Annotated in this window: 14 protein-coding genes and 3 tRNA genes; 14 read left to right on the forward strand and 3 right to left on the reverse strand. The window is 61.6% G+C overall.

What is annotated here, in order from left to right; translation table 11 throughout:
• Positions 1-9: 9 nt before the first annotated feature.
• From KO539_RS10075 to KO539_RS10115, 9 genes are all read left to right on the forward strand, one after another.
• Positions 10-92 (forward strand) — tRNA-Leu (locus KO539_RS10075).
• A gap of 725 nt (positions 93-817) precedes the next feature.
• Positions 818-2,158 (forward strand): trigger factor, encoded by a 1,341-nt coding sequence (tig, locus tag KO539_RS10080; protein ID WP_219309771.1) that lies wholly within the window; start codon positions 818-820, stop codon positions 2,156-2,158.
• An 85-nt stretch (positions 2,159-2,243) separates the two neighbouring features.
• Positions 2,244-2,861: an ATP-dependent Clp endopeptidase proteolytic subunit ClpP gene (gene clpP / locus KO539_RS10085; protein ID WP_374106380.1), complete on the forward strand. Its 618-nt coding sequence runs from the start codon at positions 2,244-2,246 to the stop codon at positions 2,859-2,861.
• A 200-nt stretch (positions 2,862-3,061) separates the two neighbouring features.
• The gene (clpX, locus tag KO539_RS10090; RefSeq protein WP_010398446.1) at positions 3,062-4,330 is read left to right on the forward strand and encodes an ATP-dependent Clp protease ATP-binding subunit ClpX; all 1,269 of its coding nucleotides are present in this window, start codon (positions 3,062-3,064) and stop codon (positions 4,328-4,330) included.
• A gap of 276 nt (positions 4,331-4,606) precedes the next feature.
• The gene (gene lon, locus KO539_RS10095; protein ID WP_034787304.1) at positions 4,607-7,018 is read left to right on the forward strand and encodes an endopeptidase La; all 2,412 of its coding nucleotides are present in this window, start codon (positions 4,607-4,609) and stop codon (positions 7,016-7,018) included.
• Between the two features lie 204 nt (positions 7,019-7,222).
• Positions 7,223-7,495 carry an HU family DNA-binding protein gene (locus KO539_RS10100; protein WP_010398442.1) on the forward strand — a complete coding sequence of 91 codons (273 nt, stop codon included), beginning with the start codon at positions 7,223-7,225 and terminating at the stop codon, positions 7,493-7,495.
• Between the two features lie 125 nt (positions 7,496-7,620).
• A tRNA-Asp gene (locus tag KO539_RS10105) sits at positions 7,621-7,697 on the forward strand.
• Between the two features lie 17 nt (positions 7,698-7,714).
• Positions 7,715-7,791: transfer RNA gene (locus KO539_RS10110), tRNA-Asp, on the forward strand.
• A 410-nt stretch (positions 7,792-8,201) separates the two neighbouring features.
• On the forward strand, positions 8,202-10,127 hold the full coding sequence (locus tag KO539_RS10115) for a SurA N-terminal domain-containing protein (RefSeq protein ID WP_219308942.1): 1,926 nt from the start codon (positions 8,202-8,204) through the stop codon (positions 10,125-10,127).
• A 148-nt stretch (positions 10,128-10,275) separates the two neighbouring features.
• Here KO539_RS10115 and KO539_RS10120 read toward each other — a convergent pair whose 3' ends face one another.
• A complete protein-coding gene (locus KO539_RS10120; protein WP_374106381.1) occupies positions 10,276-10,965 on the reverse strand; it encodes an arylesterase in 690 nt (229 codons plus the stop codon).
• Here KO539_RS10120 and KO539_RS10125 point away from each other — a divergent pair.
• Positions 10,964-11,716, forward strand: coding sequence for an ABC transporter ATP-binding protein (locus KO539_RS10125; protein ID WP_257626221.1), 753 nt, complete (start codon positions 10,964-10,966; stop codon positions 11,714-11,716). The genes KO539_RS10120 and KO539_RS10125 overlap by 2 nt on opposite strands.
• A gap of 119 nt (positions 11,717-11,835) precedes the next feature.
• On the opposite strand, the gene KO539_RS10130 is transcribed toward KO539_RS10125, so the two are convergent.
• On the reverse strand, positions 11,836-13,380 hold the full coding sequence (locus KO539_RS10130; protein ID WP_219308944.1) for an NAD(P)H-hydrate dehydratase: 1,545 nt from the start codon (positions 13,378-13,380) through the stop codon (positions 11,836-11,838).
• A 133-nt stretch (positions 13,381-13,513) separates the two neighbouring features.
• On the opposite strand from KO539_RS10130, the gene KO539_RS10135 reads away from it, so the two are divergent.
• Complete coding sequence (locus KO539_RS10135; RefSeq protein ID WP_219308946.1) at positions 13,514-17,098, forward strand: hydantoinase B/oxoprolinase family protein; 3,585 nt, start codon at positions 13,514-13,516, stop codon at positions 17,096-17,098.
• Here KO539_RS10135 and KO539_RS10140 read toward each other — a convergent pair.
• On the reverse strand, positions 17,080-18,018 hold the full coding sequence (locus KO539_RS10140; protein ID WP_219308948.1) for an AraC family transcriptional regulator: 939 nt from the start codon (positions 18,016-18,018) through the stop codon (positions 17,080-17,082). The genes KO539_RS10135 and KO539_RS10140 overlap by 19 nt on opposite strands.
• 178 nt (positions 18,019-18,196) lie before the next feature.
• On the opposite strand from KO539_RS10140, the gene KO539_RS10145 reads away from it, so the two are divergent.
• The 3 genes from KO539_RS10145 to KO539_RS10155 all read left to right on the forward strand — a co-directional run bounded on the left by KO539_RS10145 (position 18,197) and on the right by KO539_RS10155 (position 22,633).
• Positions 18,197-19,243 carry an NAD(P)-dependent alcohol dehydrogenase gene (locus KO539_RS10145; RefSeq protein WP_092716513.1) on the forward strand — a complete coding sequence of 349 codons (1,047 nt, stop codon included), beginning with the start codon at positions 18,197-18,199 and terminating at the stop codon, positions 19,241-19,243.
• Between the two features lie 301 nt (positions 19,244-19,544).
• Positions 19,545-21,971 (forward strand): membrane-bound PQQ-dependent dehydrogenase, glucose/quinate/shikimate family, encoded by a 2,427-nt coding sequence (locus tag KO539_RS10150; RefSeq protein ID WP_257626222.1) that lies wholly within the window; start codon positions 19,545-19,547, stop codon positions 21,969-21,971.
• Between the two features lie 11 nt (positions 21,972-21,982).
• Positions 21,983-22,633: a TetR/AcrR family transcriptional regulator gene (locus tag KO539_RS10155; RefSeq protein ID WP_219308950.1), complete on the forward strand. Its 651-nt coding sequence runs from the start codon at positions 21,983-21,985 to the stop codon at positions 22,631-22,633.
• Positions 22,634-22,863: the final 230 nt, after the last annotated feature.

Consider the following 22,863-nt stretch of genomic DNA (forward strand, 5'->3'; position numbering starts at 1 on the left):
AGTACAAATGCGGATGTGGTGGAATTGGTAGACACGCTGGTCTTAGAAGCCAGTGCTTCGGCTTGGGAGTTCGAGTCTCCCCATCCGCACCAATCTGGGTTGTTCCAGCCCGGAGGTGCAGCACCATCAAGTTGTTCTTCAGCCTCCTTGCAGGCGTCTTTCCCGTTTTCCTGTTGTCTTACCTGTTTTTCCCTCATGCGGGATGCCTTTGTTTGCGCCATTTTTCGCCAGCGATCGGGCGGCGGGGCGGGACCTTGGCGGAGATTTGCCTGAAAAATGGCCAAATTGAGGTAAATCAAAGGTTTTTTGCCCGAAATCTTCGTCGTGAGCGCATTTCTTTGTTTCGGACGGGGCGCCAGTTCGCATATACTAATGAACGAAGCAGGCTGGAAAGCCTGTCTCTGGCGAAACAAAGAATGCCGGGGCAAGAGTAAAGGCAGGGCACCCCCAGGCTGTGGCGACTCGTTCGCCGCCGCTGGTATCCTCTGTGGCCGGGCTGCAAAGCCAGCCACTTTCCCGAAGTCCTTTGTTATAATGCCACGCTTTACCGAATGATGGCCGGCCCTGCATTTACTTAGAAGCAAGGCTGGACGCTCGGAGCCCTGTCGCAGTACTGGAAGCGGCGGATTGTTTGGTGCCTGGTGCGGGTTTTTCCCTCAGCCGGGTAGACCAGGTCCATCGTCCTGTTTTCAGTACTTTTACAGATGAATATGCGAGCGAGTGAAGCTGGACCCATGTCTTGCCGCCAGTGATGGCGCAAGGGGTCGGGTCTTCTTTTCTCGCACCAACAGTGTTTATTTTTTGGACGATTTTTTACATGGCAACTGCAGTCGAAACCTTGGGCAAACTCGAACGTCGTATCACGATCTCCTTCCCGCTGACGGACGTCCGCACGGAAGTTGAGAAGCGCCTGAAAGTGCAAGCCCGTACGGCTAAGGCACCGGGCTTCCGTCCGGGCAAAGTGCCGTTGAAAATGGTCGCAGCACAATACGGCTACCAAATTGAATCCGAAGTGCTGAATGACAAAGTCGGCCGCGCGTTCAACGACGCCGCCAACGAAAACAATCTGCGCGTGGCCGGTTTCCCGAACATCGTGCCGAAAGAAGAAGCAGCCGAAGGCCAGCTGGCTTTCGACGCAACGTTCGAAGTGTATCCGGAAGTCGCCATCGGTGACCTGACGGCCGTTGAAATCGAAACCGTGCAAGCCGACGTGTCGGAAGCCGAAATCGACAAGACCATCGACATCCTGCGCAAGCAACGCGTGCACTTCCACACCAAGGGCGAAGCTGGCGAACACGGCGACGGCGGTGAGGCTATCGCTGCCAATGGCGACCGCGTGACCGTTGACTTCGTCGGCTCGATCGACGGCGTTGAATTCCCAGGCGGCAAAGCTGAAGGCTACGCTTTCGTGCTGGGCGAAGGCCGCATGCTGCCAGAATTCGAAGCAGCAACCCTGGGCCTGAAAGTGGGCGAAGCCAAGACGTTCCCATTGTCGTTCCCAGAGGACTACCACGGTAAAGACGTTGCCGGCAAAACCGCATCGTTTACCATCACCTTGCAAAAGCTGGAATGGGCGCACCTGCCGGAAGTCGATGCCGAATTCGCCAAGTCCTTGGGCGTTGCCGATGGCGACCTGGCCAAAATGCGCGAAGACATCAAAGTCAACCTGCAGCGCGAAGTCGCTGGCCGCGTAAAAGCGCGCAACAAGGAAGCCGTCATGGACGCGCTGATCAAAGTTGCTGAGCTGGAAGTGCCAAAAACCCTGATCGCTCAGGATTCCGAGCGTCTGGCCGAAATGACCCGCCAGGACATGGCGCAGCGCGGCATGAACGTCAAGGACGTGCCTTTCCCAGCAGAACTGTTCGCGGAAAAAGCCGAGCGTCGCGTACGCCTGGGCCTGATCCTGTCGCAACTGGTAGGCGACAACAAGTTGCAGGCGACGCCTGAGCAAGTCAAGGCGCAGATCGAAGATTTCGCCCAAAGCTACGAAGACCCACGCGAAGTGCTGAAGTACTACTACAGCGACCGTCGTCGTCTGGGTGAGATCGAAGCCCTTGTATTGGAAGAAAACGTCGTCACCTACGTGTTGGGCCTGTCGAAAGTCACGTCGAAAGCAGTTGCTTTTGACGAACTGATGGGAAGCAACGCACAAGCGTAAACCAGTTGGCATTGGGATGTCTGCTCTTGCCGAAAGGTGAGGGCGGCTTCCCCTAACTGCTTCACAAGGAAATGAAATGACAGGTATGAACCGTAATCCGGCGCTGGACACACAGATGCTCGGCCTGGTGCCGATGGTGGTGGAACAAAGCGGTCGCGGCGAGCGCTCGTATGATATTTACTCGCGCCTGCTGAAGGAACGTTTGATTTTCATGGTCGGCCCGGTCAATGACCAGATGGCCAACCTGGTTGTCGCCCAGCTGCTGTTCCTGGAAAGCGAAAATCCGGAAAAGGAAATCTCGCTCTACATCAACTCGCCAGGTGGTTCGGTCTCGGCCGGCATGGCCATCTACGACACCATGCAGTTCATCAAGCCGGACGTCTCGACCCTGTGCACGGGCATGGCTGCTTCGATGGGCGCTTTCCTGCTGGCCGCTGGCGCCAAGGGCAAGCGTTTCTCGCTGCCGAACTCGCGCATCATGATTCACCAGCCGTCCGGTGGTTCGCAAGGCATGGCGTCCGATATCGAGATCCAGGCGAAGGAAATCCTTTACCTGCGCACCCGCTTGAACGGCATCATGGCCGAGCGCACGGGCCAGTCGATCGAACAGATCGCCAAGGACACCGACCGCGACCGTTTCATGTCCGCCGACGAGGCCGTTGAGTATGGTTTGATCGACAAAGTGTTGACCAGCCGCGCTTGATGAGCCCCTACCGGTATTGCTAAGTACGTAAGTAAACGCCCGGGCGATCAAACGTTCGGGCGTTTCGCTTTTATTTCGGGTAGCATGGAGCTTGTGCGCGTTGTTGACTTGCGCCATGGCTAGCGGCCTTTACGGGCGGCAACCATCATCCGGCTTGCGATTTTGCAATATTGTTAATGCAGTTCCAACCAAAATGCCTTATGTCAGACAAAAAATCCTCTAGCGGCGAAAAATTACTGTATTGCTCGTTCTGCGGCAAAAGCCAGCACGAGGTGAAGAAACTCATCGCCGGCCCGTCCGTGTTCATTTGCGACGAGTGCATCGACCTGTGCAACGACATCATCCGTGATGAAACGTCGAGCATCGAGACGGTGACCGGTACCAAATCCGACCTGCCGACGCCGCAAGAAATTGCCGCCTTGCTCGATCAGTACGTGATCGGCCAGCAGACTGCCAAGCGCATCCTGTCGGTGGCGGTGTACAACCATTACAAGCGTCTCAAGCACCTGGGCAAGAAAGACGACATCGAACTGGCCAAGAGCAATATCTTGCTGGTCGGTCCTACCGGCTCGGGCAAGACCCTGCTGGCACAGACCCTGGCGCGCATGCTCAACGTGCCGTTCGTGATCGCCGACGCCACCACCCTGACCGAAGCCGGTTACGTGGGTGAAGACGTGGAAAACATCATCCAGAAGCTGCTGCAAAGCTGCAACTATGACGTCGAGAAAGCCCAGCGCGGCATCGTCTACATCGATGAGATCGACAAGATTTCGCGCAAGTCCGACAATCCGTCCATCACGCGCGACGTGTCGGGCGAGGGCGTGCAGCAAGCCTTGTTGAAATTGATCGAAGGCACGATGGCTTCCGTGCCGCCACAAGGCGGCCGCAAGCATCCGAACCAGGATTTCGTGCAGATCGACACGACCAACATCATGTTCATCTGCGGCGGCGCCTTTGACGGCCTGTCGAAAGTGATCGCCAACCGTTCCGAAAAGAGCGGCATCGGCTTCTCGGCCACGGTGCGCAGCAAGTCGCAAAGCTCGGCCAGCGAACTGATGTTGCAAGCGGAACCGGAAGACCTGGTCAAGTTTGGCCTGATCCCGGAACTGGTCGGCCGTCTGCCCGTCATCGCCACCCTGGCGGAATTGACGGAAGAGGCGCTGATCCAGATCCTGGTCGAGCCGAAGAATGCGCTGATCAAGCAGTATTCGAAGCTGCTCGAGATGGAAGGCGCGGAACTGGAGATTCGTCCGGCCGCCCTGCATGCGATCGCCAAGAAGGCGCTGGCGCGCAAGACCGGCGCCCGTGGCCTGCGTTCCATCCTGGAACATGCTTTGCTGGACGTCATGTACGAACTGCCGAGCGAACAAAATGTGGTGAAGGTCGTCATCGACGAAAATACCATCACCAGCGGCGCCAAACCTTTGTTGATTTATCAAGAGACTGCCAAGGCCTCCGGAGAAAATTGATTACTGCTGAGACAAATGCATAAAAAGGATTTTGATTCCTTAATGCATGGCAGTACAATTTAAATCAATGAGTGCAGGCTTCAATCGGAAAGCCACTCGCGGCGCTTAGCTGCGCGTGGCTTTTTTACTGTGAAAACTGCATTTATTAACGTCATGCGGGTGTGTTTTGCGAAATAAACAGAAAAATGTTTGTTTCACAGAATTATTTATTCTCGCCGGTCTTGTGTTTTGGCAGCGAGCGCCAACATCGTAAACACGCTTTCTATAAGGTACGCCATGACAACTTCCAAATTAACTGAGCAAACTCAACTGCCGTTATTGCCGCTGCGGGATGTCGTCGTTTTCCCGCATATGGTGATACCGCTGTTCGTTGGCCGTCCAAAGTCGATCAAGGCGCTGGAAGCTGCGATGGAGCAGGGCAAGAGCATCATGCTTGCCGCTCAAAAAGCAGCCGCGAAGGACGAGCCGTCTCCTTCGGATATCTATGAAATTGGCTGCGTCGCCAATATTCTGCAAATGCTGAAGCTGCCCGATGGCACCGTCAAGGTGCTGGTCGAAGGCGCGCAGCGTGCCCGTATCAACCACATCAGCGATGCGCCGACGCACTTCATCGCCGACCTGACGCCGCTCGAGTCCGAGCCGGGCGACGAGTCGGAAGTCGAAGCCATGCGCCGCGCGATCGTGCAGCAGTTCGACCAGTACGTCAAACTGAACAAAAAGATTCCACCGGAAATCCTCGCTTCCCTGTCGGGCATCGACGATGCCGGCCGCCTGGCCGACACGGTGGCCGCGCACCTGCCGCTGAAGCTTGAGCAAAAACAAGTCATCCTGGAAATTTTCAGCGTGGCCAAGCGCCTCGAGCACCTGCTGGGCCAGCTCGAAGGCGAGCTCGACATTCTGCAGGTGGAAAAGCGCATCCGCGGCCGCGTGAAGCGCCAGATGGAAAAGTCGCAGCGCGAGTACTACCTGAACGAGCAAGTCAAGGCGATCCAGAAAGAACTGGGCGAGGGCGAAGATGGTGCCGACCTCGACGAGCTGGAGAAAAAAGTCGCTTCGGCAAAAATGCCGAAGGAAGCGCTCGACAAGGCCACCAACGAGCTGAAAAAGCTGAAACTGATGTCGCCGATGTCGGCCGAAGCCACCGTCGTGCGCAACTACATCGATACGCTGGTCAATTTGCCTTGGAAAAAGAAATCGAAGGTCAATAACGACCTGGCGAATGCGGAAAAAGTGCTCGAAGGCGACCACTACGGCCTCGACAAGGTCAAGGAACGCATCCTGGAATACCTCGCGGTGCAACAGCGCGTCGACAAGCTCAAAGCCCCTATCCTGTGCTTCGTCGGTCCTCCGGGCGTGGGTAAAACCTCGTTGGGCCAGTCCATCGCCCGCGCGACGAACCGCAAGTTCGTGCGCATGGCCCTGGGCGGCGTGCGTGACGAAGCCGAGATCCGCGGCCATCGCCGCACCTACATCGGCTCGATGCCGGGCAAGATTTTGCAATCGCTGTCGAAAGTCGGCGTGCGCAATCCTCTGTTCCTGCTCGATGAAGTCGACAAGATGGGCGCCGATTTCCGTGGCGATCCTTCGTCGGCCCTGCTGGAAGTGTTGGACCCGGAACAGAACCACACGTTCTCCGACCATTACATCGAAGTCGATTTCGACTTGTCTGACGTGATGTTCGTGGCCACGTCGAACTCGTACAACATTCCGCCAGCCTTGCTTGACCGCATGGAAGTGATTCGTCTGTCCGGTTACACGGAAGATGAAAAGACCAGCATCGCGCAGCGTTATCTGCTGCCGAAGCAGATCAAGAACAATGGCTTGAAGGAAGAGGAAATCTCGGTGGCCGAGTCGGCCTTGCGCGACATCATCCGCTACTACACGCGGGAAGCCGGTGTGCGTTCGCTCGAGCGTGAAGTGTCGAAGATCTGCCGCAAGGTGGTCAAGATGCTGCTGCTGAAGAAATCCGACAAGAAAGTCATCGTCAACTCGAAGAACCTGGATAAATTCCTCGGCGTGCGCCGTTACGATTTCGGTGTCGCTGAGAAAGAAAACCAGGTCGGCCAGGTGGTCGGTCTGGCATGGACGGAAGTGGGCGGCGATCTGCTGACCATCGAAGCCGTGTCGATGCCGGGCAAGGGCGGCATCATCCGCACGGGTACCCTGGGCGACGTCATGAAAGAGTCGATCGAGGCAGCCCGCACGGTGGTGCGCAGCCGGGCACAGCGCCTGGGCATCAAGGCGGACGTGTTCGAGAAGAGCGATATCCACATCCACGTGCCGGAAGGCGCGACACCGAAGGATGGTCCTTCGGCTGGCGCGGCCATGACGGTGGCGATGGTGTCGGTCTTCACGGGCATTCCCGTGCGCGCCGACGTGGCGATGACGGGCGAGATCACCTTGCGCGGCGAAGTATTGCCGATTGGCGGCCTGAAAGAAAAGCTGCTGGCGGCCCATCGCGGCGGCATCAAGACGGTCCTGATTCCAGAGCAGAATGTGAAAGACCTGGCCGACATTCCGGACAACGTCAAGAACAAACTGGAGATCGTACCCGTGCGCTGGATCGACAAAGTGCTGGAAATCGCCCTCGAACGCATGCCTGAAGCGTTGGCGGACGTCGCTGCGGTGGAGGCTGTTACGGCCGCCGCGGCCAAGCCTGACGCGGCCGGCGAGGTAGTAAAACACTAACGTTTTACCCCTGTTTTCCCCAAACAAGCGCTTTTAGAGCGCTTGTTTTATATTGAAACGTGAATTGCGCCCCCAAAGCGCTTGACACATATACAGTGTGGCTTGTTTAATACGCCTGCACATTTTTTTCGCCGGACAGCTGTGGTGCCAAAAGTGCCGCAACGATACGGTAAACGTTTTATACCTTTGTAATTGGGGATGCTAGTGAACAAGACTGAATTGATCGACCACATTGCTGAAAAAGCTGACATTTCCAAAGCCGCCGCTGCGCGCGCACTCGACGCTGTTATCGGCGGCGTGACGGAAACTTTGAAAAACAACGACAGCGTGACGCTGGTTGGTTTTGGCACTTTCTCGGTCAGCGAACGCGCTGAGCGTACCGGCCGCAATCCGCGTACGAAAGAAGCGATCACGATCGAAGCTGCAAAAGTTCCAAAATTTAAAGCTGGTAAAGCTTTGAAGGATGCTGTAAACTAACGGACTTCGGTGAGGTGACAATCACCGGAAACATTTGGCGGCGCCTCCGGGTGCCGCGATTTCAGGGTTGAAGTTCTTCGAATAACAACCCTGGATGCAAGTGCAAGTAGTACTGTGTATTTTTCGGAGTGGTAGTTCAGTTGGTTAGAATGCCGGCCTGTCACGTCGGAGGTCGCGGGTTCGAGTCCCGTCCGCTCCGCCAAAAAAATACGCTCTTAAGGAGTGGTAGTTCAGTTGGTTAGAATACCGGCCTGTCACGTCGGGGGTCGCGGGTTCGAGTCCCGTCCGCTCCGCCAGAATATAGAAGCCCGCGCTGCTGAATAAGTAGCGCGGGTTTTTCTTTTTCAGCGCCAGATTATCTCGGTGCGCCGGCTTTTAAAATCCCCTCCTGCCGTTTTGAATAAAAACACCCGCATTTAAATCCCCTTTAAGCTGCGTCCGGTTAAATGCGCGAGTCCGGCGCCTTGCCGTCCAGGCGGCGCCAGGGCAGGGCGCGCGCCCTGATTTACTCTTGCTATAGCGCTATGGGCATTGTAGAATCAGGAGATAATGGCTTGGGCGTCAGAATCCTGCTTTAGTTCCAGCGCCAAGTTGTTGAATCTAAAGGGGAAGTGGACATCTGTCCCGTCCATTCCGCCGAAGAAATCAAGGCGAACGCATGTTCGCCTTTTTTTATAGTGATCCACTCATCCCGAATTGGCTGACCATGTTTGAATTTATTCGTACCCATCGACGCTTGATGCAGTTTCTCCTGATGCTGGTCATCGTCCCGTCTTTTGCACTGGTCGGTATCAGCGGCTACCAAAGCTTCGGCGACGGCGCGAACACCATCGCCAAGGTCGGCGACCAGGTCGTTACGCAGCAGCAATATGAAGAAGCGCAACGCCAGCAGATCGACCGCTACCGCCAGATGATGGGCGAGCAGTTCGACCAGAAAATGTTTGACACGCCGGAAGCGCGCCAGAGCATCCTCGACAACCTGATCGCCGAGCGCGCCGTGGCGGCCGAAGTGGGCCGTAGCCACCTGGTCATCAGCGATGCCGTGCTGCAAAAGGAAGTGCTGGAAATCCCAGGCTTGACCTTGCCGGACGGTAAATTCGACCTGGAACGCTACAAGGCCATGCTGGCCGCCCAAGGCATGACGCCGCAGATGTACGATGCGCGCCGCCGCAGCGACATGGCCCTGCAGCAACTGGCCGGCGCCGTGCAAGGCACGGCCTTTGCGCCGAACACCGTCTCCAAGCGCCTGTCCGACATCACCTCGGAAGAGCGTGAAGTGCAGGAACTGCTGCTGCCGATCGCCCAGTACGTGCCGGAAGTCAAAGTGACGGACGCCATGATCAAGGCTTTCTATGACAAGAACAGCAAGTTCTTCGAGATCCCGGAACAAGCCAAGATCGAATACGTTGTGCTCGACGACAGCGCCGCCGGCGAGCAAGTCGACGTCACCGACGCCGACGTGACCGGCTACTACGCGAAAAACCAGAAAGCCTACACGACGGAAGAAGCGCGCCAGGCCAGCCATATCCTCGTCGCCGTCAAGAAAGACGCATCGGCCGCCGACAAGGCAGCCGCCAAGGCCAAGGCCGAAGCCATCCTGGCGGAAGTGCGCAAAACGCCAGCCAGCTTTGCCGCCGTGGCGAAAGCCAAGTCGGAAGATCCGGCGTCCGCGGAACAGGGCGGCGACCTGGGCGTGATTGGCAAGGATGGTTTGCCGGCACCGCTGCTGAGCGCGGTTTCGAAACTGAAGCAAGGCGAAATCAGCGACGTCGTCGCTTCCGATTTCGGCTTCCACATCCTGACCGTGACCTCGCTCAAGCCACAGCACGTGCGTGCGCTCGATGAAGTACGCGGCGAGATCACGGCCGACTTGCGCAAGCAATTCGCTGCCAAGAAATACTCGGAAATGGCGGAAACGTTCACCAACACGGTCTACGAGCAATCGGACAGCCTGAAGCCGGTGGCCGACAAGCTGAAACTGAAAGTGGAAAGCGTCGCCAACCTGTCGCGCACGCCGTCGCCAGCACTGGGCAAGGCGCCGTTCAACAACGCCAAGTTCCTGACTGCCATCTTCTCGAACGATTCGCTCAAAGACAAGCGCAACACGGAAGCCGTGACCGTCGCTCCTAACGTGCTGATCGCCGGCCGCGTGGTGGAATTCAAGCCAGCCAGCAAGCGTCCGCTGGCCGAAGTCGAAGCGATGATCCGTCAGCGCGTGACCCTGGAAGAAGCGGAAAAGCTGGCCAAGAAAGCGGGCGAGACCAAGCTGGCCGCCTTGAAGGCTTCGGGCGACGCGACCGGTTTCGGCGCGGCGCAATGGGTATCGCGCAGCAAGCTGGACGGCATCAACCGTGCCGCCATCGCGCAAGTGATGAAAGCGGACACGAGCAAGCTGCCTGCCTATGTGGGCGTGGACCTGCCAGCCCTGGGCTACGGCATCTACCGCATCGCCAAGGTGCAGCAGCCGGCACAAGTGGACGCAGCGCGCCGCCAGCAAGAGAAAGACCAGATCAGCGGCATCCTGGCACAACAGGAAATGTTCGATTATGTCGAATACCTGAAAGCCAAGGCCAAGGTGAAGATCGTCAAGCCGGTCACCGCGCCGGTTGCCGCAGCGCCGGAAGCACCGTAAGATTTAGTTTCCACGCATAAAAATAGCCGCTTTCGAGCGGCTATTTTTTTGTCAGTGAGTCGGAACTTTATTTAACCCAACTGCGTAAGACTGGGGTCGGCCTTCGGGGTGAAAACGGGGTGAACATTAAGTGAGCTTATGAACTGGCTTACTTCGCGTTCAGCAACGGCGCCAGCCGCGGCCAGATATTTTTCAGAATCGTCGGATGCGCCTGCGCATTCGGGTGCATGCGGTCGGCCTGGAACAGCTGCGGCTGGTCGGCGATGCCTTCGAACATGAAGGGGACCAGTGGCGCCTTCCATTCCCTGGCCAGCTTGCCGTACACGCCGTAAAACTGTTCGCCATAGGCGCGGCCATAGTTGGGCGGCATGCGCATGCCCACCAGCACCACTTGCGCGCCCGATTTTTTGGCCGCTTCGCCCATGGCGCGCAGATTCGCTTCGGCGGCCGCCACGGGCAAGCCGCGCAAGCCGTCGTTGGCGCCCAGTTCGATCAGCACGACGTCGGGCTGGTGCTTGGCCAGCAGCGCAGGCAGGCGCGCGCGGCCGCCGCTGGTGGTCTCGCCGCTGATGCTGGCGTTGACGATGCGCGTATCGTTCTTTTGCGCTTGCAGCCGCTGTTCCAGCAGCGCGACCCAGCCCGTACCCCGCGCCAGCCCATACTCGGCCGAGAGACTGTCGCCGAGCACCAGCAGCGTTTTTGGTGCAGAATAGGCGTTCGTCATGCCTGACACCAGCAGCAGGGCTGCCGCAGGAAGCAGGGACAGCGCGCGCCGCCGCATGCGGCTGCTGCCCTCGACACTTATTTGTTCACGAAATTTTTTAAGATAGATCAGCATGCCCGAATTCCCTAAAGCGACTTCCACCAGTTTTCTCCCATCAGGCGCAGCGGCCCAGCGGCCCGCCGCACCCAACAGCCAAAATGCCCGGCCGGCCATCGAAGTGGTCCAGCTGGCCAAGCGCGTACCCGATGCCGATGGTGAGCTGACCATCCTGCATCAAGTCGATTTTACCGTGCAAACGGCGGAGACGCTGGCCATCGTCGGCGCCTCCGGTTCCGGCAAGTCCACGTTGCTGGGTTTGCTGGCGGGACTGGACACGCCCAGCGAAGGCAAAGTCATCCTCGACGGCACCGATATCTTCGCCCTCGACGAAGACGGCCGCGCCGGTTTCCGCAAGGAAAAGCTCGGTTTCGTGTTCCAGTCCTTCCAGCTGCTGGCCCACCTGACGGCGCTGGAAAACGTCATGCTGCCGCTGGAATTGCGTGGCGACCCGGAGGCGAAGGAAAAGGCGCAAGCCATGCTGGGCAGGGTCAACCTGGGCAGCCGTTTGAAGCACTATCCGAAGTACCTGTCCGGCGGCGAACAGCAGCGCGTGGCCCTGGCCCGCGCGTTCGTCACGGAACCGCCGCTGCTGTTCGCCGATGAACCGACGGGTAGCCTCGATGCGGCCACCGGCGAAGCCGTGATCCAGCTGATGTTCGAGCTGAACCGCGAACGTGGTTCGACCCTGGTGCTCGTCACGCACGATAGTTCGATCGCGGCCCGTTGCGGGCGGACGATCACGATTGCTGCTGGTCGATTGGTGTGATTGTTGCGCGAGTTTGTCGGATTACGCGCTTGCGCGCTAATCCGACCTACCCGGCCTACCCGCCCTCCGAGGTGTAGCTTGGATTAGCGCAGCGTAATCCAACACACCCGCGCCAAAGCTTATGCCGACAAGGCATTGATCAACCTGCGTATCGCCGGTATCAATTCCCCGGCAGTCAAGCCAATGGGGCCGCTGCCTGCCGCCACCAGTGCATCGGCCGCCGCGCCGTGCAGCCACACGGCGCCAATTGCCGCTTCCCATTCCGGCCAGCCTTGCGCCAGCAGGCTGCCGCACAGGCCGGACAAGACGTCGCCCGTGCCGGCCGTCGCCAGCGCGGGGCCGCCCGTGTTGTTGACGACGACCTGGCCGTCGGGTGCGGCGATCACCGTGCCCGAACCCTTTAATACCACGATGGCGCCCAGCTGCGTGGCCAGCTGGCGCGCGGCGCCCAGGCGGTCGGCCTGGACCTCGGCCACCGTCATGTCGAGCAGGCGTGCCGCTTCCAGCGGGTGCGGGGTCAGTATCGTCGCCCCCGCGCCCGTGCGCACGGCCAGCGCCGATTGCAGCTCCGGCTCGGCCGCCATCAGGTTCAGCGCGTCCGCGTCCAGCAGCAGCGGACTGTCGCTGTCAATGGCACGCTGCAGCAGTTCCACCGTGCCGGCCTTGTCGCCGAGGCCGGGACCGGCCACCAGCGCGGCGAAGTGCAGGCCCGAGAAGTCCACGTCCCTGGCGTGCCGGCACATCAGCTCCGGCTGGCCGCTGTCGAAGGCGGGCGGAGCGTCCGGAAACGCGATGTAGACTCTTCCCGCGCCCGCATGCAGAGCCGTGCGGGCCGCCAGGATGGGCGCGCCGGCCATGCCTTGCGCGCCGCCGATGATGGCCACGCTGCCGTAGCTGCCCTTGTGCGTGTTTTGCCGGCGCGGCTGCAGCTGGCGCGCGAACAGGTGCAGGCCGCCCAGCTGCGCCTTCGCCGCGGGCAGCAGGGAGGGAGCTATGGCCAGCGCGGCCACTTCCACTTCCCCCGCATGGTCGCGGCCATTCGCCGTGTGCAGGCCGGGCTTGTCGCCGATGAAGGTGAGCGTATGCGTGGCGCGGATGGCGACGCCGTCGATGGCGCCCGTGTCCGCGTGCAGGCCGCTGGGCACATCGAGGGCCAGCACGGGGCAATCGAGATTGTTGACCAGTTGCGCCATGTCGCGGCATTCGCCATCGAGGGGGCGCGACGCGCCGATGCCGAACAGGCCGTCGATGACGAGGTGCCATGGCGCCGCGCCCACCGCGGCCGAGGCCATCGACGTTGCCGCTTCCATCAAGCGCGCGGCGCTGTTGCGCGCGCGGCTCAGCGCCTGTTCGCGCTCGGGCGACGTGGCTTGCGCCTCGGGCGCCAGCCAGACGAGCACCTCGGTGCCGCTGCCGGCCAGGTGCGCGGCCGCTTCCAGCGCGTCACCGCCGTTGTCGCCGGGGCCGGCCAGCACCAGGACGCGCCGGTGGCCGTCGTCGTCGCCATCTTCCCGGGCGTGCAGCAGCTTCAGGGCGGCACTGGCGGCAGCCTGGCCCGCACGCTGCATCAGCAGCCCTTGCGGCAGGTCTTGCATGGCCGCTTGTTCGATGGCGCGCAGTTCGGCGATGGAGTACAGCGGTGTTGCAGAGTCGATCAGGGGCATGGAGCGTGTTCCGTTAGTCAGCATGTCTTCAACATAAGGCCGAAGCGGGCGAAAGGCAAGGCGCGCACGCCTGCAGTGCGCCGTAAATTGTGCGGCTACAATAGCCATCTCACATAAGCGCGGGGGCAGGACGATGGACTGGCAATTCTGGATCGACCGGGGCGGCACCTTTACGGACATCGTGGCGCGCCGTCCTGACGGCAGCCTGGCCACGCATAAACTGCTGTCTGAGAACCCGGGCCAGTACCGCGACGCGGCGCTGGCCGGCATGCGCCAGCTGATGGACCTGGCGCCTGACGCGCCGCTGCCCGTGGAACGGGTGGGCGCCATCAAGATGGGCACGACGGTGGCCACCAATGCGCTGCTCGAACGCAAGGGCGAGCCCACCGTGCTGGCCATCACGCGCGGTTTTCGCGACGCCTTGCGCATCGCCTATCAGAACCGCCCGCAGCTGTTCGCGCGTCAGATCATTGTGCCGGAACTGTTGTACGGCGACGTGATCGAGATCGATGAGCGCGTGGGCGCCCATGGCGACGTCGTGACACCGCTCGACGAGGCGGCCGCGCGCACGGCGCTGGCAAATGCGCATGCGCGTGGCGTGCGCGCCATCGCGGTCGTGCTGATGCACGGCTACCGCTATCACGCGCACGAGGCGCGGGTGGCGCAGCTGGCGCGCGAAGCCGGTTTTACGCAGGTGTCCGTGTCGCACGAGGTCAGCCCCATGATGAAACTGGTGGCGCGCGGCGACACCACCGTGGTCGACGCCTATCTGTCGCCGATTTTGCGCCGCTATGTCGACCAACTGGCGATGGAGCTGCCCGGCGTGCATCTGCAATTCATGCAGTCGAACGGCGGCTTGACGGATGCGCGCGCCTTCCAGGGCAAGGACAGCATTCTGTCCGGCCCGGCCGGCGGCATCGTCGGCATGGTGCGCGCCAGCGCGCTGGCCGGCTTCGATAAAGTCATCGGCTTCGACATGGGCGGCACCTCCACGGACGTGTCGCATTACGCGGGCGAATTCGAACGAGTGTTCGAGACGCAGATCGCCGGCGTGCGCATGCGCGCTCCCATGATGAGCATCCACACGGTGGCTGCCGGCGGCGGCTCCATCCTGCATTTCGACGGCGCCCGCTACAAGGTGGGGCCGGACAGCGCGGGCGCCAATCCCGGCCCCGCCAGCTACCGGCGCGGCGGCCCGCTGGCCGTCACCGACTGCAACGTCATGCTGGGCAAGCTGCAGCCCGCCTTCTTCCCCCGCGTCTTCGGCCCCGACGCGAATGAAGCGCTGGATGCGGCCACCGTGCGGGCCCAGTTCGAGGCGCTGGCGCGCACGGTGAACTCGACGCCGGAGCAGGTAGCCGAAGGCTATATCGCCATCGCGGTCGGCAACATGGCCAACGCCATCAAGCAGATTTCCGTGCAGCGCGGCCACGACGTCACCGAATACACGCTCACCAGCTTTGGCGGCGCGGGCGGCCAGCATGCCTGCCTGGTGGCCGACGCGCTGGGCATGCGCACGGTCTTCATCCACAGCCTGGCCGGCGTGATGTCGGCCTACGGCATGGGTCTGGCCGACCAGAGCGCCATGCGCGAGCGCGCCATCGAGGCGGTCCTGGGCGCGGATATGGCTGGCGAATTTGCGCAACTGGGCGAACTGGCGCGCGGCGACTTGCTGCGTCAGGGTGTGGAAGGGGAGCGCGTCGCGCTGGTGTCGCGCGTGCACCTGCGCTATGAGGGCACGGATTCGCCCCTCGTCGTGCTGTTCGATACGGTAACGAGCATGCAGGCGCAGTTTGAGGCAGCATATAAAAAACGCTTTTCCTTTTTGATGCCGGCGCGCGCCCTGATCGTCGAGGCCATTTCCGTGGAAGCCATCGGCGCGTCCGATGCGCCGCAAGTGGCCGTGCCGGCCTATGCGGCGCGCGCGGGTGGGTTGGCGCCCGTGCAGACGGTGGACATGTATTGCGCCGGCGCGTGGCGGCCAAGCGGCCTGTATGCGGCGGACAGCTTGCGCCCTGGTGATACTATCGATGGCCCGGCCATCGTCAGCGACGCCAATGCCACCACGGTCATCGAGCCGGGCTGGCGCGCGGACGTCACGGCGCACGGCCATCTGGTCTTGCGCAGGGTCGCTGCCTTGCCCGAGCGGCGTGCCAAGGGTTTGACAACAGCGACCAATGCCGACCCCGTGATGCTGGAAATTTTCAATAATCTGTTCATGTCGATCGCCGAGCAGATGGGGCTGCGCCTGCAAAATACGGCGCACTCCGTCAACATCAAGGAACGGCTCGATTTCAGCTGCGCCATCTTCGATGCGCAAGGCCATTTGATCGCCAACGCGCCGCACATGCCCGTGCACCTGGGCTCCATGGGCGAGAGCATCCGCACCGTCATGACGCGCAATGCGGGAACCATGCGGCCGGGCGACGTCTTCATGCTGAACGATCCTTATCACGGCGGCACGCATCTGCCCGACGTGACGGTGATCTCGCCCGTGTTCGATGAAGCGGGCGGCGCCATCCTGTTCTATGTCGGCTCGCGCGGCCACCATGCGGATATTGGCGGCACCACGCCGGGCTCCATGCCGCCCGACTCCACACGCATCGAGGAAGAGGGCGTGTTGATCGACAATTTCAAGCTGGTCGACGGCGCCACGGGTTTGTTGCGGGAAGACGAAACCCTGGCCCTGCTGGCGGGCGCCAGCTGGCCGGCCCGCAATCCGCAGCAGAATGTGGCTGACCTGCGCGCCCAGGTGGCGGCCAACCAGAAGGGCGCCGAAGAACTGCACAAGATGGTCGCGCATTTCGGCTTGGCTGTCGTGCAGGCCTACATGGGCCACGTGCAGGACAATGCCGAGGAAGCCGTGCGCAGGGTCATCACGACCTTGAAAGATGGCAGCTATGCGCTGGACCTGGACAACGGCGCGCGCATTCAGGTGGCGATCAGGGTCGACGTGGCGCGGCGCAGCGCCGTCATCGACTTCACGGGAACGTCCAGCCAGTTGCCGAACAACTTCAACGCGCCGTCCGCCGTCTGCATGGCGGCCGTGCTGTACGTGTTCCGCACCCTGGTCGACGACGAGATTCCCCTGAATGCCGGCTGCCTGAAGCCGCTCACGGTGATCATCCCGTCCGGCTCCATGCTCAACCCGCAGTATCCGGCCTCCGTCGTGTCGGGCAATGTGGAAACTTCGACCTGCATCACCAACGCCCTGTATGGCGCGCTGGGGGCCATGGCCGCGTCGCAGGGGACGATGAACAATTTCACCTTCGGCAGTGAAAAGTACCAGTATTACGAGACGATATCGGGCGGCTCGGGCGCCGGCCCAGGGTTTGACGGCACGGACGTGGTGCAGACGAACATGACCAATTCGCGCCTGACGGACCCTGAAATCCTCGAGTGGCGCTTTCCCGTGCGGCTGGACAGCTACAGCATCCGCGCAGGGTCGGGCGGGGCGGGACGCTGGCACGGCGGCAATGGCGGCGTGCGCCGGGTGCGCTTCCTGGAACCGATGACGGCGGCGATCCTGTCGAACAATCGCATCTATCCGCCTTTCGGCATGGACGGCGGCGCGGCGGGCGCGCTGGGGCGCAATTACGTGGAGCGGGCGGACGGTACGGTGGAACACCTGCCCCATATCGGCAAGACGGATATGCAGGCGGGCGACGTGTTCGTGATCGAGACGCCGGGCGGCGGCGCTTACGGCAAGACGGAGTAGGCTGTGGCTCCGCTCAGCTGCGCACGCACCTGGCCCACGTCGCGCATGGGCGCGCGGCCAAACTGGCGGCTGTATTCGCGGCTGAACTGCGATTCGCTGGCGTAGCCGACCCGGTAGCCGGCCGTGCCCGCGTCGATCTGCTCGACCAGCATCAGGCGCCGCGCTTCCTGCAGCCGCAGCAGCTTCTGGTACTGCATCGGCGTCATGGCCGTAATCGCCTTGAAGTGGTGGTGCAGCGACGACATGCTCATGTTCGCCATGCCGGCCAGGTGCTCGATGCGCAGCGGCTCGCAATAATTGTGCTTGATCCAGTCGATGGCTTGCCCCACCTGGTGCGACTGGCTGCTGGCCAGCGCCATGTGGCGCAGACGCGCGCCGACGGGGCCATTGAGCAGGCGGTACGTCAGCTCGCGGCGGATCAACGGCGCCAGCGCGGCGATCTCGCCCGGTTTGTCGAGCAGGCGCACGAGGCGCAGCATGGCGTCGAGCAGCTCGGCCGACACGTCGCTGACGGAAATGCCGCGCGTGGCGGGCAGGATTTTCTGCTGCGCCGCGCTGTCGCTGCTGCTTTCGCTATCGAGCAGCGCGGCCACGTCGGCGATGTCGATGCCGAGCACCACGCACAGGTGCGGCTTGTCTTCGCTCGCTTCCACCACGCGCACTTGCACCGGCAGGTCGACGGACGTCAGCAGATACTGCATGCGGCTGTAATGGAAGGTTTCGCTGCCCAGGGTGACGTCTTTCGCCCCCTGCGCGATGATGGCCACGCTGGGGCGCGCCGCATGGAACAGCGATTCCGTCACCGAGGACTGGCGGTGGAAACTGAGGTTGCCGATGGCCGTCGCGTAGTCGCCCGTGCGCGGCGCGTGGCGGCTGATCAGGGCGGCGATTTCATCTTGTGGAGTAAGTGGCGTGGACATGGTGTTCAGTATGCGTGAGGCGAAGTAGGGCAGGGGCTGATCTTACGCAGATTTGGAGGATCGTGCAAAGGTCTTGCAGGATCGCGGTAACGGCGGGCCGGCTTCTCGGGCACACTTGTGCAATCGCCTGCATGGCACGCGTCCCCCTCGTCAAACACATCTAGATACAGGAGTTTTCATGACCACCATCGCCAAAGGCTACGCCGCACTGGGCCCGACTTCCGCACTGCAACCGTTCACGTTCGAGCGCCGCGCCCCGCGCGAAGACGACGTGGCCATCTCGATCAAATACTGCGGCGTGTGCCACTCCGACATCCACCAGGCGCGCGACGAATGGGGTGGCGCCGCCTTCCCGATGGTGCCCGGCCATGAAATCGCCGGCGTCGTCACGGCCGTCGGCGCCAACGTCAGCAAGTTCAAGGTGGGCGACCACGTGGGCGTGGGCTGCTTCGTTGATTCCTGCACCACCTGCAAGACGCGCAACGTGGACCTGGAACAGTACATGCCAGGCCTGATCCAGACCTACAACGGCCTGGAAGCGGACGGCAAGACGGCCACGCAGGGCGGCTACTCGGACAGCATCGTCGTCAAGGAAGGCTATGTGCTGTCGATTCCCGACAACCTGCCGCTGGACGCGGCCGCGCCGCTGCTGTGCGCCGGCATCACCTTGTACTCGCCGCTGAACCACTGGAAAGCCGGCCCTGGCAAGCAGGTCGCCATCCTGGGCATGGGCGGCCTGGGCCACATGGGCGTCAAGATCGCCCACGCCATGGGCGCCGAAGTGACGGTGCTGAGCCAGACTTTGTCGAAGCGCGAAGACGGCCTGCGCCTGGGCGCCGACCATTACTACGCCACCAACGACGCGGAAACGTTCAGCAAACTGGCCGGCACGTTTGATTTGATCATCTGCACCGTGGGCGCGTCGATCGACTGGAACCAGTACATCAACCTGCTGAAAGTCGACGGCAACATGGTCATCGTCGGCATCCCGGACGGCGCCGTACCGCCCGTGAACGCCTTCGGCCTGGTGGGCGCGCGCCGCAGCCTGTCCGGCTCCATGATCGGCTCGATCAAGGAAACCCAGGAAATGCTGGATTTCTGCGGCAAGCACAATATTGTGTCGGACATCGAGATCATCCGCATTCAGGATATCAATGAGGCGTTTGAGCGCGTGGTCAAAAGCGATGTACGCTATCGCTTCGTGATCGATATGGCCTCTTTGTAACGCTCGAGAAAAAGCCCAGGGCGTTGTTGCCGCGTCTCGCCGTACTATTCGTACTGTCTTCGACGCGGCGCCTAGCCCTGGGCGTTTTTCGAGCGTTCCAACGGCGTTTGTTTAAACGTCAAAACCGGCAGCACCTCCTCCCATCCCCGCCAAAAATCAAGCTCCTGCGTCAAATTTTCTTTCCTTGCATCAAAAATCGGCATAAAATGAAACCGTACAGTACAGTTTCACTACGTAGATTTGAAAAAACCAGCCATCCCCGGCGTATTTGCCTGGGCAGGGGAGGCGTCATGGATAAAAAATGGACACTTCAGTAAATAAAGGGGCGCCGGTGATCCCGGCGGTCTTCAGGGGCAAGCGGCTTGCCTTGACGGTTTTTGGCGCTTTTCTTGGCTTTTCCGGCCTGGCCCTGGCGGCGGGCGGCATCGAACTCATTACCCTCGGCGGTTCCTGGTATTACCTGCTGGCCGGTCTCGGCTTGCTCTTCGCCGGCGTGCTGTATCTGCGCCGCAAACCCATCGCCAGCGGCGTTGTCGCCGTGCTGGTCATCGCCACCCTGGCCTGGGCCGTGTGGGAAATCGGTTTTGCCTTCTGGCCCATGGTGCCGCGCCTGGCGCCGTTCCTCGTCATCGGTCTGGTGGCCGCCTTGCTGCATCCGTGGCTGGCGGGGCGCAAGCACACTGGCCAGTCGCGCGGCTTCGCGGCCTTGTTCGCCGTTGTGCTGGTGGCCGGTTTCGCCGCCATGTTCCAGCCGCACGGCGTGCTCGATGCCACCGTGCAGCCGCAGCAGGATGCGCTGGCGCCGGTGAACGGCGGCAGCGCCAACTGGGCGCATTACGGCTATGGGCCGAAGGGCACGCGCTTCGCGCCGTACACGCAGATCGACAGGCAGAATGTCGACCAGCTGCAAGTGGCGTGGACCTACCGCTCGGGCGAGCTGGCCGAAGGCGCGTCCGAATCGCAAAACACGCCGCTGCAGATCGGCGACACCATCTACACGTGTACGCCGACGAGCAAGGTCATCGCGCTGGACGCGGACACGGGCAAGGAACGCTGGACCTTCGACCCGAAGCCGGCCAACATCAAAACGTGGAACCGCTGCCGCGGCGTGGCTTACTACGAGCCGGCCAAAGTGACAAAGCCATTTCACTTTGACGGCATGCCAGCGGACAGCGCGCCGGTGGCGGGCGTGTGCGCCAAACGCATCGTGCAAGTGACCATGGATGCGCGCCTGATTCAGATCGACGCGCAGACGGGCAAGCAGTGCGAGGGCTTCGGCGACAAGGGTTCCGTCGACCTGACCGTCGGCCTGGGCAAGGTCAAGATGAACGTGCCGTACTACGCCTACACGTCCGCGCCCACGGTGGCGCGCAACCTGATCATCCTCGGCGGCTGGGTCTTTGACGGTCGCTCCACCGATGAACCGTCGGGCGTCGTGCGTGCCTACAGCGCCGACACGGGGGAACTGGTGTGGGCCTGGGACCTGGGCAATCCGGCCATCACCAAGCTGCCGCCGGAAGGGCAGACCTACACGCGCAGCACGCCGAACATGTGGTCGGCGCCCGCGTTCGACGATGCGCTGGGCCTGGTCTACCTGCCGACGGGGAACGAGCAGCCGGACTTCTGGGGCGGCAAGCGTCCGCCGCTGACGGAAAAATACGCGTCGGCCATCGTTGCCCTCGACATGGCCACGGGCCGCGAGCGCTGGACGTATCAGACCGTCCACCATGATATCTGGGATTACGACGTGGCCGCGCAGCCAGCCCTGTACGACGTCCCGGACGGCAAGGGCGGCAAAATTCCCGCGCTGGTGCAGCTGACCAAGCGTGGCCAGATCTTCATGCTGGACCGCCGCACGGGCAAACCGATTGCGGACGTGGTGGAAAAACCCGTGCCGCAAGAGCACGCGGCCGGCGACTGGGTATCCAAAACGCAGCCATACTCCACCGGCATGCCGGCCCTCGGTGCGGACACGCTGACGGAGCGCGACATGTGGGGCGCCACCTTCTTCGACCAGCTGGCCTGCCGCATCAGCTTCCGCAAGCTCAATTACCAGGGCGAGTTCACGGCGCCGAGCACCCGCGAAACCTTGATCTATCCGGGCTATTACGGCGGCTTCAACTGGGGCGGCGCGGCCGTCGATGAAAGCAATGGCTATATGTTCGTCAACGATATCCGCATGCCGCAAGTGGTCAGGCTGGTGCCGCGCGAAACGGTGGACGTGGCCAAGCTGACGGCTGGCCACGGCGTGGGCAGCACCTATCCGATGGATGGCACGCCGTTCGTCATCGACCACAAGGCCTTCAATTCGCCGCTGGGCATACCGTGCCAAAGCCCGCCGTGGGGCGTGTTCGCCGCCATCGACCTCAAGACGAAGAAAAAAGTGTGGGAGCGTCCGGCCGGCACGGTGCAGGATGCCGTCATCAACGGCGTGCGCGCCAGGCTGCCCATCCCGCTGGGCATGCCGACCCTGGGCGGCGGCATGAGCACGGCGTCCGGCCTGGTGTTTTATGCGGGCACGCAGGATTATTATTTGCGCGCCATGGATATCGCCACCGGCCGTGAAGTGTGGAAGGCGCGCATGCCGGTCGGTTCGCAAGGCACGCCGATGACGTATGTGTCGCCAGCCTCGGGCCGCCAGTACGTCGTGGTGGTCGCGGGCGGCGCCCGCCAGAGCCCGGACCGGGGGGATTACGTGATAGCATACGCGCTTCCCAAGACACAGTAAGAGTTTGCTTCATGCCCCAGTTGCGCACCGTTCCAGCTTCCCCGAGTACCCGAAGCGAGGAGCGGCGGCGCAAGCTGCTGGTGGCGGCATCCAGACTCTTTCTTGACTCCGGCTACGACGGCGTCAGCATGGACGCCATCGTGGCCGAGGCGGGCGGCTCGAAAGCCACCGCCTACCGCTATTTCGGCAGCAAGCAGGAGCTGCTGGTGGCCGTGGTCGAATACCTGTGCGCCGATTTCATCATCGCGCTACGCCAGCTCGATACCTCGCAAGTCGGCCTGGAGCAGGGCTTGCAGCTGATTCTCGATGAACTGGTGGCCGTCGTCACCAGCCGCCGCCACGTGGATTTCTACCGCCTCGTCGTCACGGGTGCCGCCGCCGTGCCGGCCGTGGGCCTCACCTGGTACGAACACGGCCCGCAAGTGTGGCATGCATTGATCCTGCGCCTGCTGGAACAGCAGCGCACCCAGGGCCGCATCGCGCCCGATACCTCGTTTTCCAACCTGCCGCAGATCCTCTTCGATGCTGTTTTTTCGCACCTGACCACGCGCACCGTCATGCTGGGGCAGGGCGGCGATGCGGCCACGTTCCGGCCCTTGATCGCGGAGCTGATCGAGCTGGTGCTGGCGCGGGTGGGATGTGGCCGTCTGCCGCCGCGTTAAGCTGCACTGAAAATTACCCCCCCCTTTTTTTTTCACGGATTTGCAAGGGCATCTGAGCCACGTTGCCGGCTAAATTCCGCCTGTCTTATCGGCCGGAGACTAGCCTCCGGCGCCGCGTCTGGATGATTTAAAAATAAATTTGTAATTGTGACAATGCGAGTGTTTTTAGCATTTTTTTATGATTATATTATTCACTGGCATGACGGAAATGAGCAATGTGCTTGATTTAC

This window comes from Janthinobacterium sp. NKUCC06_STL, assembly GCF_019345455.1.
In the GTDB taxonomy this organism is placed as follows: domain Bacteria; phylum Pseudomonadota; class Gammaproteobacteria; order Burkholderiales; family Burkholderiaceae_D; genus Janthinobacterium; species Janthinobacterium rivuli.